Source organism: Vibrio sp. 10N.286.52.C3 (assembly GCF_041468865.1).
GTDB lineage: Bacteria > Pseudomonadota > Gammaproteobacteria > Enterobacterales > Vibrionaceae > Vibrio > Vibrio crassostreae_C.
In genome coordinates, this window is the sequence record NZ_JBFRJM010000061.1 from 90,618 (window position 1) to 112,945 (window position 22,328).

Here is a 22,328-nt window from a genome sequence, read left to right on the forward strand (position 1 = left end):
CAGCGATAACAGTCTTTGCTTACAATAGTTTAGTCTCTTACGACAACCTTTCCCCCAAAAAGGTTCGCCTGAATGCGCAGTTATATTTTCAAACAGTGAGATACTCGTATCACGTTTATTTAAACGCTCGTTTGATTTAATTAACAACTTCTTTACAATGCTTCAGGTCAGACCTCTTAACTTTAAGGAGAAACCATGGGCAAACAGGAAGTCAAAACGCGTTCTGGAGAACGTGTTGCCGTTGTCGCTGGATTACGAACCCCATTTGCTCGTCAGAGCACAGAATTTAGCCAAGTGCCTGCGGTTGACCTAGGCAAAATGGTTGTGAGCGAAATGCTTGCAAGAACGGATGTCGATCCTGCGCTTATCGAACAAGTTGTGTTCGGCCAAGTAGTGCAAATGCCAGAAGCGCCGAACATTGCGCGTGAAATCGTGTTGGGCACAGGCATGAACATCAATACCGATGCCTACAGTGTCACACGAGCATGTGCGACCAGCTTCCAAGCGGCAGTTAACGTGACCGAAAGCATTATGGCTGGCACGATTGATATCGGTATTGCGGGCGGTGCGGACTCTTCTTCTGTATTGCCTATCGGTGTTTCGAAAAAGTTAGCGGCAAATCTATTAGCGCTGAGTAAAACGAAAACTATGGGTCAAAAGCTGAAAATTCTTAAAACACTTTCCGTAAAAGATTTGATGCCAGTACCACCTGCAGTTGCTGAATACTCGACCGGTTTATCCATGGGACAAACGGCTGAGCAAATGGCTAAGACGCATGGTATTACTCGCGAAGCTCAAGATGCACTTGCTCACCGTTCTCACTCTTTGGCTTCTCAGGCATGGAAAGAAGGCAAGATTAAAGACGAAGTGATGACGGCATTCCCGGCACCTTACAAAAAGTATCTAGCGGAAGACAACAACATTCGCCACGACTCAACGGTTGAAGGATACGCCAAGCTACGTCCTGCTTTTGATAGAAAGTACGGCAGTGTAACGGCAGCCAATGCTACGCCTCTTACCGATGGCGGTGCAGCAGTGATGTTGATGCGCGAAGGTAAAGCGAAAGAACTAGGCTTAGAAGTGCTTGGTTATATTCGTGGTTATGCGTTCTCAGCGATTGGTGTTGAAACAGATATGCTGATGGGCCCGACTTACGCGACCTCACAAGTATTAAAGAACACCGGTTTAGAGTTGTCAGACCTAACACTGATCGAAATGCACGAAGCATTCGCTGCCCAAGTTTTGGCTAACGTGAAAATGTTCGCAAGCGATGAGTTTGCACAGAAGAATCTTGGCCGCGATAAAGCGATCGGTGAGATTGATATGGAGAAGTTCAACGTGCTGGGTAGCTCGATTGCTTACGGACATCCGTTTGCAGCGACTGGCGCACGCATGATGACTCAAACATTACGTGAACTGAAACGTCGCGGTGGCGGCTTGGCACTGAACACAGCGTGTGCGGCTGGTGGTTTAGGTGCAGCAATGATCTTGGAGGTAGAATAATGTCTACGACTCTTGATGCAACAACAGAAAAAGAAACAGTCGCTCAACCAGATTCAACCTCTGCGACTGAATCAACCAAAAAGAAAGCGACAGCATTTACTCTCAATATCGATGAGCAAGATATTGCTTGGTTAGCGATTGATGTACCAAACGAGAAAATGAACACGCTGCAAGCGGCTTTTGCTGAAGAAATGAAAGCCATCTTCGAGCAACTCAAAGAAAAGCAAAGCCGAGTTAAGGGCCTAATCGTTCATTCTCTTAAGCCAGATAACTTTATCGCTGGTGCTGATGTAAGAATGCTTGATGCGTGTAAAACGGCTGACGAAGCACAGTCTCTGGCTCGCCAAGGGCAGGAGATGTTCCAAACGCTTTCTGAACTACCGTACCCAGTAGTCGCAGCGATTCACGGCCCATGTTTAGGTGGTGGTTTAGAGCTTGCACTGGCGTGTGATTACCGTGTATGTACCGATTCAGATAAGACTCGCGTTGGTCTGCCAGAAGTACAGTTAGGTCTGTTACCAGGCTCTGGCGGTACACAGCGTCTACCTCGCCTTATTGGTTTGCTGCCATCTCTTGACCTAATCCTTACGGGTAAGCAACTGCGCGCTAAGAAAGCGAAATCGCTCGGTGTTGTCGATGCTTGTGTGCCTGAAACTATCCTGCTTGAAGTCGCTAAAAGCTTTGTTGAAAAGAATACGGGCAGTAAAAAAGGTAAGCGTCTGGCGTCGAAAAGCCAAGCGTCGACTAAAGAAAAGCTGATTTCACGCACGGGCCTTGGTCGCAAAGTGATTTTTGAACAGGCTTCAAAGAAGACGAATCAGAAAACACGCGGCAATTACCCAGCAGCAGATGCGATTTTAGACGTGATTCGTTATGGCCTAGAGAACGGCTTTGATAAAGGCCTTCAGTACGAAGCGAAGCGTTTCTCAGAACTGGTTATGACTTCAGAGTCTAAAGCCCTTCGTTCGATTTTCTTTGCAACCACGGAAATGAAAAAAGAACACGGCGCAGACGCAGAACCCAAAGCGGTTAAGCGTGTTGGTGTGCTAGGCGGTGGTCTTATGGGCGCAGGCATCAGCCATGTCAGTGTTGCTAAGGCGAAAGTGCCTGTACGCATTAAAGACGTATCAAATGAAGGTGTACTGAACGCGCTTAACTACAACTTCAAGTTGTTCGATAAGCAGCGTAAGCGTCGCATTCTGAGCCGAGCGGGCCTTGAAAGTAAGATGCTTCAACTGTCTGGTGGTATCGACTTTACGAGCTTTAATCACACCGATGTGGTGATTGAAGCGGTATTTGAAGACCTCGACCTTAAGCAGTCAATGGTTGCGGACATCGAAGCCAATGCCAAGCCAGAGACTATTTTCGCGACGAATACGTCTTCATTGCCGATCCATAAGATTGCGGAGAAGGCGCAGCGACCAGAAAACGTGGTCGGTCTTCACTACTTCAGCCCAGCCGAAAAAATGCCGCTAGTAGAAGTTATCCCTCATGAAACTACGTCAGAAGAGACGATTTCTACGGTTGTTGCATTAGCGAAGAAGCAAGGTAAAACGCCGATTGTTGTGAAAGACACGGCTGGTTTTTATGTGAACCGTATTCTTGCTCCGTACATGAACGAAGCAGCGCATTTACTGCTAGCGAACGAGCCGATTGAAAAGCTCGACAGCACGTTATTGGACTTCGGTTTCCCGGTTGGTCCTATCACTTTATTAGATGAGGTGGGTGTTGATATCGGTGCGAAGATCATTCCGATTTTAGTGAATGAGCTTGGCGATCGTTTCCAAGGTCCTGATGTGTTCGATATTCTTTTGAATGACAATCGTAAAGGCCGCAAGAGTGGTAAAGGTTTCTACACTTACAAAGGCAAGAAGAAGGAAGTGGATAAGTCAGTTTACAAGCTGCTTAAGCTGCAACCAGATCCTAAGTTGAGCGATAACGATATCGCGATGCGCTGTGTGTTACCTATGCTAAACGAAGCGGTTCGTTGTCTAGACGACGGCATTATCCGCAGCCCTCGTGATGGTGATATCGGTGCGATTTTCGGTATCGGTTTCCCGCCATTCCTAGGTGGTCCGTTCCGTTATATGGATCAAATCGGCATTAAGTCACTGGTTGAGATGATGAACGATTTCGCTAAGAAGTACGGTGATCGTTTCGCGCCATGTGATGGCCTACTGACACGTGCTGGATTGGGTGAGTCTTTCTACAAGTAACTCTCTAACTCATTGATTAATAAGCCCGTATCAAGCAATTGATGCGGGCTTTTCTGTTTTATGAACGAGTGTGAAAGGAATGAGATTCCCGACTCAGTCGTTCCTCCTTCTCGGGAATGATGATTGAGAGATAAAAAGTAAGTTATTGCGTTGATTAGAAAGGTGGTCAAACACACGTCAATCAAAACTACCGTCATCTCCTAAAGCGACGAAGGAGCGTAATAGGAGATCTGCTTTTGGGCTGCATCCAATAAAAAAGGTTGATGCTTTCACATCAACCTTATGATTTTCATTCCAGCTTTATCAGCCTAGCTCAGTATCTTTCGGGCGTAACTGAAACTCATCAATAGAGCCAATTTCAACACCTGCTGACAGCTTCTCTTCCTCATTATGAGCATTACCCTGAGCATGCATAATCAGGCGATTTGCCGTGCGTGGTTTTAGCTGGCTAACCACAAAACGCATCATGTCTGAGCGAGTTAACCCCTTAAGGTCTTCCAATACGCGCTCTCTCTGGTTGAACTCAACATCCTTATTGCCTATCGCAACCCATAAGCGCTGAGCTCGCCCTCGCAAAGTCGTATCTGGTGCCGAAATCTGATTCCAGAGACCGCGCTTACTGCTGTGCCATTGATAGTCGTTAAGCTCCAACAGCACCATGTAAAAGGCATTGAGGAACTCATCTATTGAAGCTAACAAGTCAGCAGGGGCGGCATTCGGTGATTGCACATACAACACAATACCAGGGTGTCGGTTGAGCGGCATATTGCCAGTACCGACCATGTAACCTAGCTGCTGCTTGGTTCGTATCTCATGGAAGAAAGTGGCCGACATCAAATGGTTTGCCAATGAATACAGCGCGATATTTTTAGGTGAAATATCAGGGCATTGGTAATAAACCACAATTGCTGAATCATCTTGGTTACACACCACTTCACGTTGGAAGCTGCCGTTTTCACCGAGCATGATGAGCGGACGCAGTGATTCTTCGTAAGCCTGATCTTGAACACGCAGTGCATCTTTTAGCGTTTCAGCCATCTTGTGTGCATCGGCTTTTTTCCAGTCGCCATACACAAACATCTCAACATGAAGTTCCGCCAAGATTGCTTGAACAAAAGAGGATAGCTCATCGACCTCTATCGTTTCTAGGGCTTCAATTAACACGGAATAAGGCGGGTTATTTGGTTGAAGTATCCCAGTCATTGCATTAAACAACTGCGAAATAGGGCGATCTTGCGACGCGTTGTTCCAGTTTCTGAGCAATTGATGTTTGATGGTTTCGAAGCGTGTTGGACTAAAGTCGCGTGCTTGGAAACGTTCAAGAATCATATTGAGCAGTTGTGGCTGTTTCTCGCTAAACCCGGACAGAGTGAGCGTTACACCGCCCTGATGGGTGTACATGTTGTAGCCCATTCCGGCGATTTCAGCCTGATACGTATCTTTTTCGAGTGAGTCTAAGAACATCTCTACGCACAAGCGTGTTTTAACGATATTTCTTGGGCTAGCAACTGAGTGCGGGCTATCGATAGCGACATACACCACACCTTTAGGAACTCGAAATTGATGGTCTTGCAGGTGCCACAGCTTAAAGCCGTCGAGCTCTTCTAACAGTTGTGGGAACTTAGCGTCACCTTCCAGTTCAGTCGGGTCTAGATCGTAGCAAATAAACGGGTTTTTGCTTGGGAGTTCAAACTGCCAACCGGGGTTAATGCACGTAAAGCATTGAACTTGTTCAGCGCTAAAAGGTGTGACCGAGTAGGGAGTAAAGTACCACTTCGCTTCCCTGTCATACTCGAATCCCTGAGCAACAATGGTCGCTCGCATGTTGTCTACGGTTAAGTAAGGCAGCAAAGAACGCTGTAATTCGTCATCGAAATGCGACATTTTGTAATCGCCATACACCACATCTTGCTCTTGGTAGTGCTGCATGTTGATGACGAGGTGGCTGACGACATCAAGCGGTCTTGCTGGCTCTTGAAAGCGGAAAGCAGACTCTAAAACGGCGCGTTTTTCTAGGTAGCGCCACTCTTCTATGCCTTGTTGTTCGACTAACTTGATGTACTGAAATATCGCTTGGATGATGTTATCGGTTTTGGTTAAACCTTCTATGGTCAATGAGCAACTGACTGTGAAATCACGGTAGTTACTGCCACTCGCGCCACCACCTGCAGAGAGAGATGTTATCCAGCCTTTCTCTTTGAGTTGCATCATCAAACTGCCTTCACCTTCGTAACCTAAAAGGTGGGCAAAGAACGACAAAGGCTTAACGCCGTAGTGTTCGTCCATGCTTGGCATCGGGAAGGTTAAGATCAGTTTGCGCACTTCTTTAATCGGCTCAACGCGGACTTGTACACCCGTACTTAACTCGCCGACAATCGGAACTTCAACCTTTTTGCCTTGTAGGTTGTGATTGGTGATTGAGCTAAAGCGATCCTCAACCCAGCTTTGCATCTCATCTAACGACTGATTGCCAGACAGTGTCAGTGTCATCAAGTCAGCAGAGTATTGTTGCTGGTGGAAAGCCAAGATCTCTTGTCGAATCGTCTCGCCGTTTCTGTCACCCAACGTATCGATATTACCGACAGAAAACTTCGAGAATGGGTGATTGTGATTCACCAGTTCTTTGGTAACTTGGTACAAGCGTCGTGAGTCGTCGTTGAGTTTCATCTTGTATTCGGAGTCAACGGCTTGGCGTTCTTTGTCTAACGCTTCTTCGTTGAAAAGGGGAGCGGTAAAAAATTGGCTGAAGCGATCGAGTGCGGTTTCAAAGGCATTCAATTCAACATCAAAAAAGAAGCAGGTGTGCTCTGTTCCTGTCCAAGCGTTGTTGCTACCGCCATGCTGGCTGATAAAACTTTGGAACTCTCCGACCTTTGGATACTTTTCAGTTCCCAAAAATAGCATATGCTCTAAGTAGTGAGCTAAACCCTCTCGGTCTGTAGGGTCATCAAAATGTCCCACATTGACGGCTAATGCGGCTGCTGCTTTTTGAGCATTTTGATCCTGAACTAACAGTACACGTAACCCGTTATTTAAGGTTATGTAGCGGTATTGATGTTCATCATTTGGGCTTAAGTGCACAGGAGCATCTCCAGAGAAGGTGGTTTTTAAATTATGTACCCGATGATTCGGCGTGCAAACCTTGTGATCATATTTTGGGATATGAAGTGCTTTTTGGCGATTTCTAAATCACTTTTATCGATTTTTATCAGTAATTTATTTTCTTTTAACAAGATTGTTAAGAAAGTCGAACTCTTTGGCAAGTGACTTGATATAATTATTTATATTGACTGCGGTTTCTCTGGATTGAGAGCCAAACCTAAGTAGCGTTTCGCTGATATATGGGATATATCGACTTTCGACATGTTACGAAGACAGGATTGAACATGAAAATATTCATTATGCGCCACGGTGAAGCAGAACATTTTGCCAACTCGGATGCAGAAAGAGCGTTGACCAAGCGCGGGAAAATGGCTTCTCTTGCCGTGGCACAAGCTGCAAATGAGCAGGGGATTAGTCAATTCGATAAAGTGCTGGTGAGCCCATATTTAAGGGCACAAGAAACGTGGTTAGAGATCTCTCAGGCGTTTTCTGGAAAGAAAGTAGAAACCTGTGATGATATTACGCCTTATGGAATGTCCGACGATGTGTTTGATTTGACCTTAGCAATGGCTGAAGTAGAAAAACTAGAGACCATTTTATTTGTTTCTCATTTACCTCTAGTTGGCTACCTAACTGCAGAGTTTGCAACAGGCATGGCGCCGCCTATGTTTCCCACTTCGGGCCTAGCGTGTATCGACTTCAACCTTGAGACACAAAAAGGTGAGTTGCTTTGGAACATCAATCCATAAGCTCGTTGAGCTCTGTTTGATGACAAAGTTGCAGACAATTAGAAAGGGCATCTCAATATGATTGGGATGCCCTTTGTTGTTTTTTGGTGAGAGAGAGTTTGTTAACCAGAATTACTTCTCAGGAACCGAAAGCAAGACTAACAGCGCGCCATTGCCGCCAAACTCTAACGGCGCTTGGTGGAAAGCCATCACGTCTGGGTGCTGTGCTAACCACAAAGGCACCTTCTGTTTAAGGATGTGTTTACCGATACCGTGTTGAACGCAAGCACACGCCACGCTCTCTTTCACGCAGTGCGCAATCATCGCGCCAAGCTCACGTTTGGCTTCTTGTTGAGTCATACCATGCATATCGAGATACACGTCAGGCACGTAGACACCACGACGGAGGCGCTTGACCTCATATTTAGAGACATCATCACGCGCATAACGCGTCGGACCGTCTTCGCTAAGATGCGGAATGAACTCATCCGAGAAATAAAACTCGCTATCACTGGCTTGTCTTGCCGTTCGAGTAATTTCTTTTTGCTTGGCATTTCTTTTTGGCTGCTGGACTATGGTATCCTGTTGCAACTTTTTAACGCCCTTTACTGCATCGTTGAACAGGGCGAAATCGTCATCGAAGTCGGTGTCTTTTTTGCTCATCAGGTTATGAATTCTAATTAGAAACGTAATTAGCAGTATTGTAGCGCTTTTCGGAGACAATTTTGGATAAGATTTTTGTAGAAGAAGCGGTATCAGAACTACACACGCTTCAAGATGTGATTCGTTGGACTGTTAGCCGCTTTAACGCAGCGGGCCTATTTTATGGTCACGGCACTGATAACGCGTGGGATGAGGCAGTACAACTTATCTTACCTACTCTTTATCTGCCGATTGATGTTCCTTCGCATGTGATGAACTCTCGTCTAACGAGCAGCGAACGTCTACGTATTGTTGAGCGCGTAATCAAGCGTATTAATGATCGTACACCAACGGCTTACCTAACCAACAAAGCTTGGTTCTGTGGTCTTGAGTTCTTCGTTGATGAGCGCGTTCTTGTGCCTCGTTCTCCAATTGGTGAGCTGATCGAAGCTCAATTCCAACCTTGGTTAACTGAAGAGCCAACTCGCATCATGGATATGTGTACGGGTAGTGGTTGTATCGCTATTGCTTGTGCTCACGCATTCCCAGACGCTGAAGTAGATGCGATTGATATCTCTACTGACGCATTGCAAGTTGCAGAGCAGAACGTTCAAGATCACGGCATGGAGCAGCAAGTGTTCCCAATCCGTTCAGATCTTTTCCGTGATTTGCCAAAAGAGAAATACAACCTGATCGTATCTAACCCACCTTACGTGGACGAAGAAGATATGAACAGCCTGCCAGATGAGTTTACTCACGAGCCAGAACTTGGCCTAGCAGCGGGTACAGACGGTCTGAAATTGGTTCGTCGCATCTTAGCTAATGCACCAGACTACCTAACTGACGACGGTATTCTTATCTGTGAAGTTGGTAACTCAATGGTTCATATGATGGATCAGTACCCAGAGATTCCATTCACTTGGATTGAATTCTCTAACGGTGGTCATGGCGTATTCATGATCACTCGTGAGCAGCTTGTTGCTTGCGCTGATGAGTTCTCTATCTACAAAGACTAGGTTTCAATTATTAGGTTAGTGCCCCTATCTTAGGGCTGTAAGCTTAGAACCTGACATCTAGTAAGACGTTCGATTTGAAACGTTTTTATTTAAACGCCATGCAGCAATGCATGGCGTTTTTTATTGCCTAGATTAAAGATGTTTGCATTTATATCGAAGACGTTAAGCGCAATATTTAGTTGATTAATATGAGGGCTTATTACATATTGGTGTTTAATATTTAGTCGTTTTAGTGAGTTAAGGAGGATTCACGATGAGCTTTGATACATGGATTTATTATTTATTAGCGGTGCTAATTTTAACGGCATCACCAGGCCCAAGTTCTTTATTGTGCATGACCAAAGGTGTGCAATCTGGCTTTAAATTATCGATATTTACTGCCTTGGGGAGCTTAACTGCGATTACTGGTATTTTAACTTTATCGTTTACCGGGCTAGGGGTAATTATTGCTTCGTCTGAAGTGGTATTTAATGTCATAAAATGGACTGGTGCAGCTTATCTGATCTTCCTCGGTTGGAAGTCTCTGCGCTCTAGCCAACAAGATTATGACAAGTTATCGGATCAACAAGGCGGTGCTCAATCTGTCAAAGAAAGCGCTGCGCAGCATTACTTAAGTGGCTTTATTGTTGGCGCGAGTAACCCCAAAGCTATCTTGTTTTTTACTGCACTTTTCCCACAGTTTATTGATCCCTCAATTGCGCTATTACCACAGTTTACCGTGTTTGCTTTTACCTTCGCAGTGATGGAATTGTCTTGGTTATTGGTGTATGCCTACTTGGGGGCGAAGTCGTCAAATTGGTTGTTTGCGAAAGGTCGAGCCAAGGTCTTTAATCGTGTCACTGGAGGTGTCTTTATTGGGGCTGGCGCACTGCTTTCGACGACCAGTCGAGCATAACTTTCTGTTTTATCAGAGAGGTGAATGATTACAGAATATTCTTGATGCTGTCATAAAAGGTTAATATTAATGTGCTTGCCGCTTTTGGCGAAAAGCCGATATATTGTAGTTACACCATCACGTTCTCAAGGAGAGACATATGCAGCATCAAGAAATGATTCAACACAGTAACTTTGGCGTAATCAGTCGTACTTGGATTTTCTCTACCCTTTCTCTAGTGGGTATTCTTGCTCTAATGTAGTCAGCTTCATGGCTCTATAGTTTTAGTTTTTATTATGAAATCACTTGTTAAAAAGTCTTCAAAGTCAGAACTCTTTCTCTTATAAATGTGGCTTTTCTCATCAGGCTAGCCACTTAACTTTTTCTTAGTCATCTTCTTCTAGCAAGCATCCCCCAGTAATTTATTCCTAGTCACCACTTTCTTCCTGTGGAATGGTTTATCACCTTACCTCTATAAACAAGCGCCATCGCACTTCTGAAGTTGTTACGAAACTGTGATAATCTTAAGTTATCTTTTATCTACAGTGTATCTCTCATGTCTGTCTGGGATTCTATTTCATTTAACAATCGATTTACTGCATTACCTCGACTGTTCTATACCCCAATTCAACCTACACCGCTCAGCAATGTCCAATGGCTCGCATGGAACCATAAGCTTGCGGATGAACTCGGTTTTTTGTCATTTGATGATGCTTCCGAGGAATTGCTTGAAACGTTATCTGGCAATGTTGAACCTGAGCAGTTTTCGCCTGTAGCAATGAAATACGCAGGCCACCAGTTTGGTTCTTATAACCCGGATTTAGGTGATGGAAGAGGGCTGTTATTAGCTCAAATTGTCGCGAAAAGTGGCGAAACGTTCGATTTACACCTTAAAGGTGCCGGTAAAACGCCCTATTCACGTATGGGCGATGGACGCGCTGTTATTCGATCAACCGTTCGTGAGTACTTATGTAGCGAAGCGATGGCAGGGCTCAATATCCCAACCACTCGCGCGTTGGCTATGATGACCAGCGACACACCGGTATATCGAGAGAAGCAAGAGTGGGGCGCATTGTTGGTGCGTGCTGCCGAATCACACATCCGTTTCGGTCACTTTGAACATCTGTTTTATACCAATCAGTTGGCTGAGCATAAGTTGCTGGCCGATAAAGTCATTGAATGGCACTTCCCTGAGTGTCTCGATGAAGAGAAACCCTACGCTGCTATGTTTAATCAGATTGTTGACCGTACCGCGGAGATGATTGCGTTGTGGCAAGCGAATGGTTTTGCTCATGGCGTGATGAACACCGATAACATGTCGATCATCGGGCAAACTTTCGATTATGGTCCGTTCGCGTTTCTTGATGAATATGACCCAAGATTGATCTGTAATCACTCGGATTACCAAGGTCGTTATGCTTTTAACCAGCAGCCAAGAATAGGGCTTTGGAACCTGTCGGCACTGGCTCACTCACTTTCTCCGCTGGTGGATAAGGCCGACTTAGAGGCGGCTTTAGAGCAGTACGAACCGCAAATGAACGGTTACTTTAGTCAGATGATGCGTCGTAAGTTGGGGCTACTTTCGAAACAAGAAGGCGACAGTCGTTTGTTTGAATCTATGTTCGAGCTGATGTCGCAAAACAAAGTCGACTACCCAAGGTTCTTTAGAACGCTATCGAACCTAGACACCTTGTCGCCACAAGAAGTGATTGATCTGATAATTGATCGAGAGGCAGCAAAACTGTGGGTAGATAACTACTTACAACGCTGCGAATTGGAAGATAGCTCAGTGGTCGAGCGCTGCGAAAATATGAGACAGGTAAACCCGAAATACATCCTCAGAAACTACCTAGCTCAGCTAGCGATAGACAAAGCAGAGCGCGGTGATAGCAGCGATATTGACGCTTTGATGGTGGTACTGGCAGACCCTTATGCGGAACACCCGGATTATGAATACCTTGCGGCTCTACCTCCTGAGTGGGGTAAAGCCATGGAGATCAGCTGCTCTTCATAACCAACCAATAGCGGATTAAGCCCTAAAGATTCAGATAGAGGTCACTAAGTTGTGATCTTTATCTGTTTGTTCTTCTAACTTTACAAACATGTCAATAATCAAACAATCGGCCAGCCTATACACTATGTGAATAAGTTGTAAATTTAATAGGTTTGGGCGATGCCAACAAATACTCGAATTCTCGTAGTGGATGATGATCAAGAAATCCGCGAGCTGCTGGAAGAGTACCTCACAAAATCTGGTTTCGATGTTTCTTCTGTGGGAGATGGTGTTGAACTAGAAGCTCATCTGCAAAACCAAGGTTATCCAGATCTGATTCTGCTTGATGTGATGCTACCCGGTGACGATGGTTTTACCTTGTGTCAACGCGTCCGTAAGCAATCGAATGTGCCTATCATCATGCTGACTGCCGTATCGGATGAAACCGACCAAATTATCGGCTTAGAAATTGGTGCTGATGATTACATTGCCAAGCCGTTTAGCCCTCGTCAGTTAATGGCGCGTATCAAAGCGTTGTTGCGCCGCGTTCAAGTGGTGGATGACAAGACAAGTGATGCATTGCCAAAACAGATTGTTTTTGGTGATTGGACGCTTGATACGTTAGCGCATCGAATTTCCCACAATGAAAACTCGGAAGAGATGGATTTGTCGGGCAGTGATTTTTCTCTGTTGATGTTGTTCTTAACTCGCCCTAACGAAGTTCTCGACCGTGACACTATCTCATTCGCGACCAGAGGCCGTGAAGCGTTGCCTTTTGAGCGAGGCATTGATGTGCAGCTTAGTCGTCTGAGAAGCCGATTGGGCGACAGTGGCAAGTATCCTCACTACATCAAAACCATGCGCGGTAATGGCTATATCCTCGCTGTGCCTGTTCAGTATGAACACTGATAATCAAGTGATGTTAATGAGCACCTCGGCAATGAAGTATTTCCTATGAACGGGTTGAGTCGGTTAAAGCCAAACTCTTTGGTTGCCAGAACATTGTTACTGACCTTGTTAGCTGTGGTGATAGCTCAAGGTATCGCAACGTCTATTTGGTATAGCGAATCCAAACACAAAGAACTGGAGGGGATTCGTTCTGCCTCTTCAAGCATGGCCAATATGTTTGCCTCGACGGTGACTTTCTTCCAGTCTCTGCCCGTTAAATATCGCCATATCGTGTTGGATCAAATCCGCAATATGGGCGGTACGCGCTTCTTCGTTTCTTTCAATAAAGAGGCGTTGATTGTCGAACAGATCCCTGATACCCGTTTAAAAACCGCCTCGATTGAAGCGATCGAAAGTGTTTTGAGTAGCAAGCTCAATAAAGTCGAATCAGTGCGGGTTGATTTCTCTCGCCCTGAACATCTTCGTTTGCTTAAAAATGACATCTACTTGAGCGATCTCCCACGATCGTGGGCACATCATACTTTAACCTTAGAACCTCTTAACCCTCCTATTCTGGTTGTTCAGATAGAATTAGCCAGTCATGAATGGGTGTATATCGCCGCGTTGTTGCCTGCGCCTTACGTCAAACTCGACGATACGATTCTCGGCAGAGAACAGGTGATCTTCTTAGTTTCCTCGACCCTCATTCTTTTGGTTTTGACTTACTTGATGATTCGTCGGCAAGTACGCCCTCTTAAAAAATTAGCAAGAGCGGCCAATGAGATGAGTATGGATATTCAGCAGCCGCCACTTAACGAAGAGGGGGCTACTGAGCTGGTGACGGCGACCCGAGCGTTTAATCGAATGCAGCAACGGATTCGTCGCTATGTTGCCGACCGTGAGCACCTTTTCTCTGCAATCTCACATGATTTAAAGACACCAATAACACGGCTTAGATTGCGTGCAGAGTTGTTGGAGAGTGAAGTAAAGAAAGACAAATTCAACAAAGATCTCGATGAGCTTGAGATGATGGTTAAAGGTGCTTTGCAAGCGGTAAGAGACACCGATCTACACGAGAATAATGCCATTATTGACCTCAACGAAATGGTACTTGCAGTGATTGAATCTCATAACCAGTATCAGACAAAGGTTGAGTTCGAGCCGGTCGTCATTGAGCCATTGGTCGCTAAACCACTGGCGATAAAGCGTGTACTCACCAACTTAATCGACAACGCGGTTAAGTATGGTTCCTCAGCAGTTGTTGAAATCAGCGGTGATGATCTTTGGGTGGTCGTGACCATTCAAGACCGTGGTCTCGGTATTCCAGAAGACAAGCTAGAGTTAGTTTTTGAACCTTACTTTAGGTTAGCAACGGATGATCAAGGACACGGTCTTGGCCTCGGGATCTGCCGAAATATCCTGCATGGACACGGCGGAGATCTCATTATTCGTAACTCCCCTCAAGGCGGCTTAGAAGCTAAAGTCTATATTCCACGCGGCCTAGAAGTTTAATGTAACAATTGTGTTACATTGAGCTTACCTTTTGTTTCAATCTTACAAATCAGAATAAGTAGACTCTGTATTGAACCGGACGTCGAGTCCGCTAAAACATGGAAGATAATAATGAAAATCAATAAAACCCTACTTACTCTATCTCTTCTTGCTGCCTCAACATTTTCTCAAGCTGGTGAAGTGGAAGTGCTTCACTGGTGGACTGCCGGTGGCGAAGCGAAATCCGCAGCTGTACTGAAAGAGATGATTGAAGAACAAGGCCATACTTGGAAAGATTTCGCTGTTGCTGGTGGCGGCGGTGAAAGTGCGATGACTGTTTTGAAAACTCGAGCAGTGTCGGGCAATCCTCCATCTGCGGCGCAGATTAAAGGTCATGATATTCAAGAGTGGGGTGGTTTAGGTTTTCTAACGTCTCTCGATGCAACTGCGAAACAAGAAAAATGGGATGAGCTACTGCCAGAAGTGGTCACTAAAGTGATGAAGTGGGATGGCGAATATGTCGCAGTTCCTGTCAACGTTCACCGTGTTAACTGGCTTTGGGCGAACCCTGTTGTTTTAGAAAAATCAGGCGTGACGGTTCCAACTACGTTAGATGAGTTCTTTGTTGCCGCAGACAAGATTAAAGCGGCTGGCTTCATTCCACTGGCTCACGGTGGTCAACCTTGGCAAGACGCGACAGTCTTCGAAGCTGTAGCACTTGATGTACTAGGCAGTGAAGATTACAACAAAGCGTTCGTTGATCTGGATATGGACGTGTTATCTGGCGACAAAATGGTGGAAGTGTTCACCAAGTTCAAAAAGATGCGTGATTACATCGACAGCAACTCTCCGGGTCGTGATTGGAACGTAGCAACTTCGATGGTTATCAATGGCGAAGCGGCAATGCAGATCATGGGTGACTGGGCGAAAGGTGAATTTACTGCGGCAGGCAAAGTACCGGGTAAAGATTACATCTGTGCACCAGCACCGGGCACTGATGGCCAATTCACTTTCAACATCGATAGCTTTGCGTTCTTTGAGCTGAGTGACAAAGAGAACCAAAAAGCGCAGCAAGACCTAGCGAAAACCATTCTTACCAAAGATTTCCAAGAAGTCTTCAACCTTAACAAGGGTTCTATCCCTGTACGTCTAGATATGGACATGTCTAAGTTCGACCAATGTGCGTTGGATTCAATGGCAACCTTCAAAGCGAGTGCGAAATCTGGCGATCTTGTTCCGAGTATGGCTCACGGCCTAGCGACAACAAGCTACGCTCAAGGCGCGATTTACGACGTGGTAACCAACTTCTTCAACGAAAAAGATGCCGATCCAAAACAAGCGGCGGCTAAGTTAGCGAAAGCTGTGAAAGCGGCTATCTAATATAACTTGATAAGCGACACACAACGCACGTGAGTGACGGGTTGTGTTGCTTTACCAAACCCCCAGGGTGGGTAGGCTCGTAGGGAGCCTATCTACTCTTCACTCCCAATTCTGATATGCGTGATGCTGATGTGGTGCCGAAAGGTAAGCCATTGGCTCGATTGTGCAACAAGGATAAGTTATGGAGCATGTTTTGACTGAGTCGACTCCAAAACCCACAAGGAGCCAGCCTGCGCCCAAGCCTAGCTTTGCTGACAGGTTGCAACATTGGTTACCCAAGATTGTACTGGCGCCGACCGCGTTAGTGACCGTGGTGTGTATCTACGGCTATATATTCTGGACGGCGGCGCTGTCGTTTACGAATTCTCGATTTCTTCCGAGCTTCAACTTCGTTGGTTTAACCCAATATGAAAAGCTGATGGATAACGATCGTTGGATCACCTCTATCACCAACCTCGGTGTGTTTGGTTTTCTATTCATGGCGATTGCTATCTTGCTAGGTGTTGGTTTAGCGGTATTACTTGACCAGAACATCCGTCAAGAAGGCGCGATTCGCACTATCTATCTCTACCCAATGGCGTTGTCATTCATCGTGACAGGTACGGCTTGGAAATGGATTCTTAACCCGGGTCTTGGCATTGAAAAGCTGATGCAAGACTGGGGCTTTACTGACTTCAAATTCGATTGGCTCGTCAATTCTGAAATGTCGGTTTACACCTTGGTTATCGCGGCACTTTGGCAGTCTTCTGGATTCGTGATGGCGATGTTCTTAGCAGGTCTGCGTGGCATCGATTCTTCAATCATCAAAGCGGCTCAAATCGATGGGGCAAGCTTACCCACTATCTATCTCAAAATCATTTTACCTTGCTTGCGCCCTGTGGTTTTCAGTGCGGTGATCATTACTTCTCATATTGCAATTAAGAGCTTTGACCTTGTGACGGCAATGACGGCAGGCGGCCCGGGTTATTCATCGGATCTTCCTGCGCTATTCATGTACGCCCACTCCTTTACTCGTGGACAAATCGGCCTTGGTGCTGCCAGTGCCATGATGATGCTTGCCGGCATTTTAGCGATTCTCGTGCCTTATCTTTACTCTGAACTTAGGGAGAAAAAGTCATGATGAATAACATCAATTTTGCTCGAATCTTTATTTATTCAGCACTGCTTTTCTTCTGTTTAGTGTACCTAATGCCATTGTTCGTAATGGCGCTGACGTCATTCAAAACTCTGCCTGATATCAAGGCGGGCAACCTGATGAGCTTGCCAAAAGAGTGGGTGTTCGACGCTTGGTATAAAGCGTGGGACACCGCTTGTACAGGCGTGAAATGTGAAGGCATCAAAGGCTACTTCTGGAACTCGTTCCAAATGGTGATTCCTGCGGTTGCGATTTCAACATTGCTCGGTGCATTCAATGGCTATGTCGTGACGAAATGGCAATTCAGAGGTTCAAACCTGTTCTTTAGTTTGTTGTTATTTGGCTGCTTCATTCCATTCCAAGTGGTGCTACTACCAATGGCAACCATGCTCGGCAAGATGGGGCTAGCGAACACAACCATCGGCTTGGTGATTGTGCACGTTATCTACGGTATGGCATTTACCACACTGTTTTTCCGTAACTTCTATATCTCGATTCCTGATGAATTGATCAAGGCGGCAAAGCTCGATGGTGCTGGCTTCTTTACGATTTTCTTCAAGATCTTATTACCGATCTCGACACCAATCATTATGGTGACGGTGATCTGGCAGTTCACCGCGATTTGGAATGACTTCTTGTTTGGAGTGGTCTATTCCGGCTCAGATACTCAGCCGATCACCGTGGCATTAAACAACCTAGTCAACACCAGCACTGGCGTTAAAGAATATAACGTCGACATGGCTGCCGCGATCATCGCCGCACTGCCAACGCTGTTGGTGTATGTCTTCGCAGGAAAATATTTTGTTCGTGGCCTAACGGCAGGATCAGTAAAAGGATAATTACCCATGGCAACATTAGATTTAAAACAGATCCGTAAAACCTATCGCAACGCGGACAACGAAACGTTAAAGGGCATCGACATCAGTATCGATTCGGGGGAATTTTTGATACTTGTCGGCCCTTCGGGGTGTGGGAAATCCACCTTGATGAACACCATCGCTGGGCTAGAGAATATTAGCTCGGGTGAGATTGTAATTGATGGCATAGACGTGGCGCAGGTTGAACCTAAAGATCGCGATATCGCGATGGTATTCCAGTCGTACGCGCTTTATCCAAACATGACGGTACGCGGCAATATCGCTTTCGGTTTGAAGATCCGCAAGATGCCGCAGCAAGATATTGATGCAGAGGTAAATCGAGTGGCTGAAATGCTGCAAATCGAACAGTTGCTTGATCGTAAACCATCGCAACTTTCTGGTGGTCAGCGTCAACGTGTCGCGATGGGACGCGCTCTAGCTCGTCGTCCTAAGCTGTATCTATTTGATGAGCCGCTTTCAAACTTGGATGCCAAGTTGCGTGTTGAGATGCGTCATCAGATAAAGCGTCTGCACCAGAAGCTGAATACCACGATTGTTTATGTAACCCATGATCAGATTGAAGCTATGACACTCGCTGATCGCATCGCAGTAATGAAAGATGGTGAACTGCAGCAGTTAGGCACACCACAAGAGATCTACACCAAGCCAAATAACATGTTCGTGGCGGGCTTTATGGGCTCACCATCCATGAACTTCATTAAGACCATGGTGGATTTGGATGAGGAACAGAATCCGATCATCAAAGTAACTGGCACGGCGGAGCAAGAACACCACATTCGTTTGCCAAAGAGTATGCGCGACCAAGATGGCAAAGAGTTGGTGATAGGGCTACGTCCTGAGCACATTACTGAGCAGCAGGGTGATGATGTTTCTGCCTCTACAAAGCTAGACTTACAACTAGAGGTATTGGAACCGACAGGGCCAGATACTATTGCGATGGTTAAAGTGAACGACCAAGAAGTCGCGTGTCGTTTATCGCCAGAATTTGAAGTGTCCGTTGGGCAAATGGCACCGCTGCATTTTGACCTATCCAAAGCGGTATTCTTCGATGCTCAAACCGAAGCGAGAATCGATTTCTAACTTCTAACTTCTAACTTCTAGTTGCTGAGTTAGTTTAACAATCAAAGTTCATGTCTAAATCAAAGGCAGTATCACCAACTAGTAATAAGTAATGTGATGCTGTCTTTTTCGTTGTCTATACTTGCTTTTTATCCCTTATAAAAACAGAGGGATAAACGATATATATGCTTCTACTGCAATAATATCTTGATTTAGTATCCCTTAGCTCTATAAAGCTGACGTAGAAACGCGTAGGATCACACTACTTTAGACCAAAAACTAGGTTGCACCTTGGTGCATAAACAGAAGAATACATGAAACTAACAGCAAAACCAGCGGCGAATAACGCTTTACTTATTTCTATTACGACACCGGATTTTAAAGGTGACGAAGCAAAAGAGTCTCTTGCCGAACTTGCTCGCTTAGTGACAACCCTAGGGTTTAAAGTCGTAGGTACGCAATCGCAACATCACAGCTCATCACAACGACAAAACGTGTTGGGTGCCGGTAAGCTTGCTGAAATTGCACATCTAACTGGTTATCAAGGCTCTATTGAAGAAGCAGAAGATGAAGACTTTATTGATGAGTCGTTTGATTTTAATACTGAAATCGATGAGCTAGATTTTGATGATCTTCCAACGGGCAACTTCCAATACGGTGCCGCTGATGTTGTGGTATTTGACTGTGATTTAAGCCCATCTCAAATGCGTACTGTTGAGGCGAGTTTGGGTGTGGAAGTATTTGACCGTACTGGCATCATCATCGAAATCTTCAGCCGTCACGCTCGTACTCGTACCGCTCGTTTGCAAGTTGATATCGCTCGTCTAAACTACTTAGTGCCACGACTTCGTGAAACGGCTGAGGGTGATAAAGAGCGTCAAATGGGTCAGGGCGCAGGTGAAACATCACTAGAGCTAGACCGTCGTAACGTACGTGACCAAATTGCTGCGCTTAAGCGTGAGCTAGTAAGCGTACAAGATGAAATGAAGACCCGACGCACAAGGCGCGCGGAGCTTTTCACTGTTGCTTTAGTTGGCTACACCAATGCCGGTAAGTCTTCGATGATGCGTGCAATGACCGCAACCGAAGTGGTGGGTGAAGATAAACTGTTCGCAACGCTAGATACTACGGTTCGTGCACTTCAGCCGATTACTCAGCCACGTATCTTGGTTTCAGACACCGTTGGTTTCATCAAGAAACTGCCACACGATCTGGTTGCTTCATTCCACTCAACGCTAGCAGAAGCGCATGATGCTTCATTGCTTTTGTATGTGGTTGATGCTTCTGACGTTTCGTTCCGAGCTCAGCTTGATGTCGTACACGACGTATTAGCACAAGTGGGCGTTGAAGGTAGCGAAAAACTATTAGTGCTGAATAAGTGCGATAGATTGACTGAAGAACAGCAATTAGAGCTGATCGAAGAATTCCCAGATGCGATGCTAACGTCGACTCGTGATCCGCTAGATATTACGAAGCTGCACAAGTACATCGTTGGTGTTGCTGAAGAAGGCATGATCGAAGAAGAGATCACTATCCCTTATTCTGGACAAGGCATCATCGGCGAGATTCGCTCAAACATGAGTGTGGTTAAAGAAGAGTACGACTACGAACACATCAAATTAACGGTTCGTTCAAGCGCCATTGATTTAGCGCGACTGAAAAAGCGTATGCAGAAGTCTTAATCTTTTAGCTAGCTTAAGAAAAATGACCAAAAGAAAAGCGACCCGTTAAGGTCGCTTTTTTTATTCGTTGAGCTTAATTAACGCTGTATTGAAATGCCTATGCCATTCTTTGCGTCGGCTTCCAGCGTGCTAGTTCCGGAGCAAGCTTGATACCTTGTGAGGTCAGCAGGTTAACACGAGCTAAGTACGCAGCACCGTGCATCAGATGCTTAGCAAGATCAACGGCATTACGCTGTTGGTAATCATCTAGATAGCTGTCTTTTGCCCAGGCGTTGAATGCGCCAAGTGCCGGGCCTGCCCATACTTGGTAATCCATTTCACGACCTTGTTCGCCGGTGTTTGACCAACGGCTCGAAAGACCCAAGTACCAACGGAAGATCAACGCCATTTTACGCTTCGGGTTGCCTTCCGCTCGTTCGATCTGTTTAGGGTCGCGCTCGTTAAAGTGAGCCACAGTCCCTGCCCAAATATCATCCAGTGTTGAACGGAATACCTGCTTCTCTAGCTTTTGGCGCTCTTCAACTGGAATCGCTTCAATCGAGTCGTAACGTGTGTATAGCTCATACAGTTTGTTGGCACGCATTGGGAACAAGGTGCCACGCTTAACCACTTGCAGTTTCACGCCCATTTCGAACATGTCTGCCGCCGGAGCCATCGTCACGTCAGCCATTTCAGTTGTCGAAAGCAGCTTACGAGTGTGTTCGCTCGCGCCAGCCTCAACACACGCTTGGTTGATTGAACCAGTAACAATGTATGCCGCACCCATGTTAAACGTCGCTAGCGCAGCGTCAGGCGTGCCTACACCACCACCACAGCCAACACGCAGTGGTGTTTTGAACTGGTACTGTGCTTGGATTTGCTCTTTCAGCGCTAGAATCGTTGGTAGCAGTGTTACTAGCGGACGGTTATCCGTGTGACCACCAGAGTCAGCTTCTGCAGTAATGTCATCAGCTATAGGAACTAGCTGTGCTAGTTCCATCTGTTCTGCTGTGATTCGACCTTCATCAACTAGAGCTTGCAGCATTTTAGCTGGAGCTGGTTGCATGAACTTACTCGCGACTTCAGTACGGCTTACCTTAGCAATAACCTTGTTGCCAATCTGAATCTCACCTTGTGCATCGCGGCTAAGGCCAGCGGCACGGTAGTGAACGATTTGCGGTGTTAAACCTAAGAATGCTGAAGCTTCAACTGTTTTCACTTTGTGCTTCAAAAATAGCTCAACACTGCCGCGTTCTAGTGCGGGTTCGCTTGGGCTGTGAATCAGGTTAAACGCGTAAGGACCGTTTGGCAGTGCTGCTTGAATGCGGTTAATCGCTTGCTCAACGCGAGACGGGATTAAACCCGCCGCGCCAAATGAACAAAGAATGCCAGCTTGGCCAAGCGCAATCACCAACTCTTCAGATGAAATGCCATTTGCCATTGCACCCGCGTAGTAAGCGTATTTCACGCCGTGGCAGCGACGAAACTCTTCGTCGCCTAGGCTTTGTGTACCAAGAGCGGGAGCAAAGGCGCTAACAGGCTGGCTGTTCGCCGAGCTTGCTGAATCGCCCGATGCAATCTCAGATTTTTGGCTTACGCCTAAACCTTTTTCTGGGTGGTTCACGACGTAACAAGCAAGGCTTAAGTCTTTCAATATTGTCGACATTGCTGCGTTATCAAAGCGAGTTGTGCTCTCTTCGATCTGCCAAGGCCACGGAGATAGCTTTTCGTTATTGATTGTAGTTTGGGTTGTCATACTAAA

16 protein-coding genes are annotated in these 22,328 nt (G+C 45.9%); 13 read left to right on the forward strand and 3 right to left on the reverse strand.

Annotated features, from left to right (window positions below):
* Positions 1-195: 195 nt before the first annotated feature.
* Both fadI and fadJ read left to right on the forward strand, forming a co-directional pair.
* Positions 196-1,503: an acetyl-CoA C-acyltransferase FadI gene (gene fadI / locus AB4138_RS19235; protein ID WP_017060645.1), complete on the forward strand. Its 1,308-nt coding sequence runs from the start codon at positions 196-198 to the stop codon at positions 1,501-1,503.
* On the forward strand, positions 1,503-3,719 hold the full coding sequence (gene fadJ / locus AB4138_RS19240) for a fatty acid oxidation complex subunit alpha FadJ (RefSeq protein WP_372307296.1): 2,217 nt from the start codon (positions 1,503-1,505) through the stop codon (positions 3,717-3,719). The genes fadI and fadJ overlap by 1 nt, the downstream gene beginning before the upstream one ends.
* 303 nt (positions 3,720-4,022) lie before the next feature.
* On the opposite strand, the gene AB4138_RS19245 is transcribed toward fadJ, so the two are convergent.
* On the reverse strand, positions 4,023-6,800 hold the full coding sequence (locus AB4138_RS19245; protein ID WP_372307299.1) for an insulinase family protein: 2,778 nt from the start codon (positions 6,798-6,800) through the stop codon (positions 4,023-4,025).
* Between the two features lie 305 nt (positions 6,801-7,105).
* On the opposite strand from AB4138_RS19245, the gene sixA reads away from it, so the two are divergent.
* Positions 7,106-7,570: a phosphohistidine phosphatase SixA gene (gene sixA, locus AB4138_RS19250; RefSeq protein ID WP_017064097.1), complete on the forward strand. Its 465-nt coding sequence runs from the start codon at positions 7,106-7,108 to the stop codon at positions 7,568-7,570.
* A gap of 111 nt (positions 7,571-7,681) precedes the next feature.
* Here sixA and smrB read toward each other — a convergent pair whose 3' ends face one another.
* The gene (smrB, locus tag AB4138_RS19255) at positions 7,682-8,212 is read right to left on the reverse strand and encodes an endonuclease SmrB (RefSeq protein ID WP_017064096.1); all 531 of its coding nucleotides are present in this window, start codon (positions 8,210-8,212) and stop codon (positions 7,682-7,684) included.
* 62 nt (positions 8,213-8,274) lie between these two features.
* Here smrB and prmB point away from each other — a divergent pair, with 62 nt between their 5' ends.
* The 10 genes from prmB to hflX all read left to right on the forward strand — a co-directional run bounded on the left by prmB (position 8,275) and on the right by hflX (position 20,587).
* Complete coding sequence (gene prmB / locus AB4138_RS19260) at positions 8,275-9,207, forward strand: 50S ribosomal protein L3 N(5)-glutamine methyltransferase (RefSeq protein WP_017060640.1); 933 nt, start codon at positions 8,275-8,277, stop codon at positions 9,205-9,207.
* A 253-nt stretch (positions 9,208-9,460) separates the two neighbouring features.
* Positions 9,461-10,102, forward strand: coding sequence for a LysE family translocator (locus AB4138_RS19265; protein WP_017060639.1), 642 nt, complete (start codon positions 9,461-9,463; stop codon positions 10,100-10,102).
* A 535-nt stretch (positions 10,103-10,637) separates the two neighbouring features.
* On the forward strand, positions 10,638-12,095 hold the full coding sequence (locus tag AB4138_RS19270; protein WP_065583674.1) for a protein adenylyltransferase SelO: 1,458 nt from the start codon (positions 10,638-10,640) through the stop codon (positions 12,093-12,095).
* A gap of 159 nt (positions 12,096-12,254) precedes the next feature.
* On the forward strand, positions 12,255-12,983 hold the full coding sequence (locus tag AB4138_RS19275; protein ID WP_017060637.1) for a response regulator: 729 nt from the start codon (positions 12,255-12,257) through the stop codon (positions 12,981-12,983).
* 45 nt (positions 12,984-13,028) lie between these two features.
* A complete protein-coding gene (locus AB4138_RS19280; protein ID WP_372307302.1) occupies positions 13,029-14,474 on the forward strand; it encodes an ATP-binding protein in 1,446 nt (481 codons plus the stop codon).
* 111 nt (positions 14,475-14,585) lie between these two features.
* Positions 14,586-15,833 (forward strand): ABC transporter substrate-binding protein, encoded by a 1,248-nt coding sequence (locus tag AB4138_RS19285; RefSeq protein ID WP_017066147.1) that lies wholly within the window; start codon positions 14,586-14,588, stop codon positions 15,831-15,833.
* A 181-nt stretch (positions 15,834-16,014) separates the two neighbouring features.
* A complete protein-coding gene (locus AB4138_RS19290) occupies positions 16,015-16,953 on the forward strand; it encodes a carbohydrate ABC transporter permease (protein ID WP_010439457.1) in 939 nt (312 codons plus the stop codon).
* Positions 16,950-17,807, forward strand: coding sequence for a carbohydrate ABC transporter permease (locus AB4138_RS19295; RefSeq protein WP_004736059.1), 858 nt, complete (start codon positions 16,950-16,952; stop codon positions 17,805-17,807). Before AB4138_RS19290 ends, AB4138_RS19295 begins: the two co-directional genes overlap by 4 nt.
* A 6-nt stretch (positions 17,808-17,813) precedes the next feature.
* Positions 17,814-18,926 (forward strand): ABC transporter ATP-binding protein, encoded by a 1,113-nt coding sequence (locus tag AB4138_RS19300; RefSeq protein WP_102384921.1) that lies wholly within the window; start codon positions 17,814-17,816, stop codon positions 18,924-18,926.
* Positions 18,927-19,219: 293 nt separating this feature from the next.
* A complete protein-coding gene (gene hflX, locus AB4138_RS19305; RefSeq protein ID WP_017080345.1) occupies positions 19,220-20,587 on the forward strand; it encodes a GTPase HflX in 1,368 nt (455 codons plus the stop codon).
* A 97-nt stretch (positions 20,588-20,684) separates the two neighbouring features.
* Here hflX and pfaD read toward each other — a convergent pair whose 3' ends face one another.
* Complete coding sequence (gene pfaD / locus AB4138_RS19310; protein WP_372307305.1) at positions 20,685-22,322, reverse strand: eicosapentaenoate synthase subunit PfaD; 1,638 nt, start codon at positions 22,320-22,322, stop codon at positions 20,685-20,687.
* Positions 22,323-22,328 lie beyond the last annotated feature (6 nt).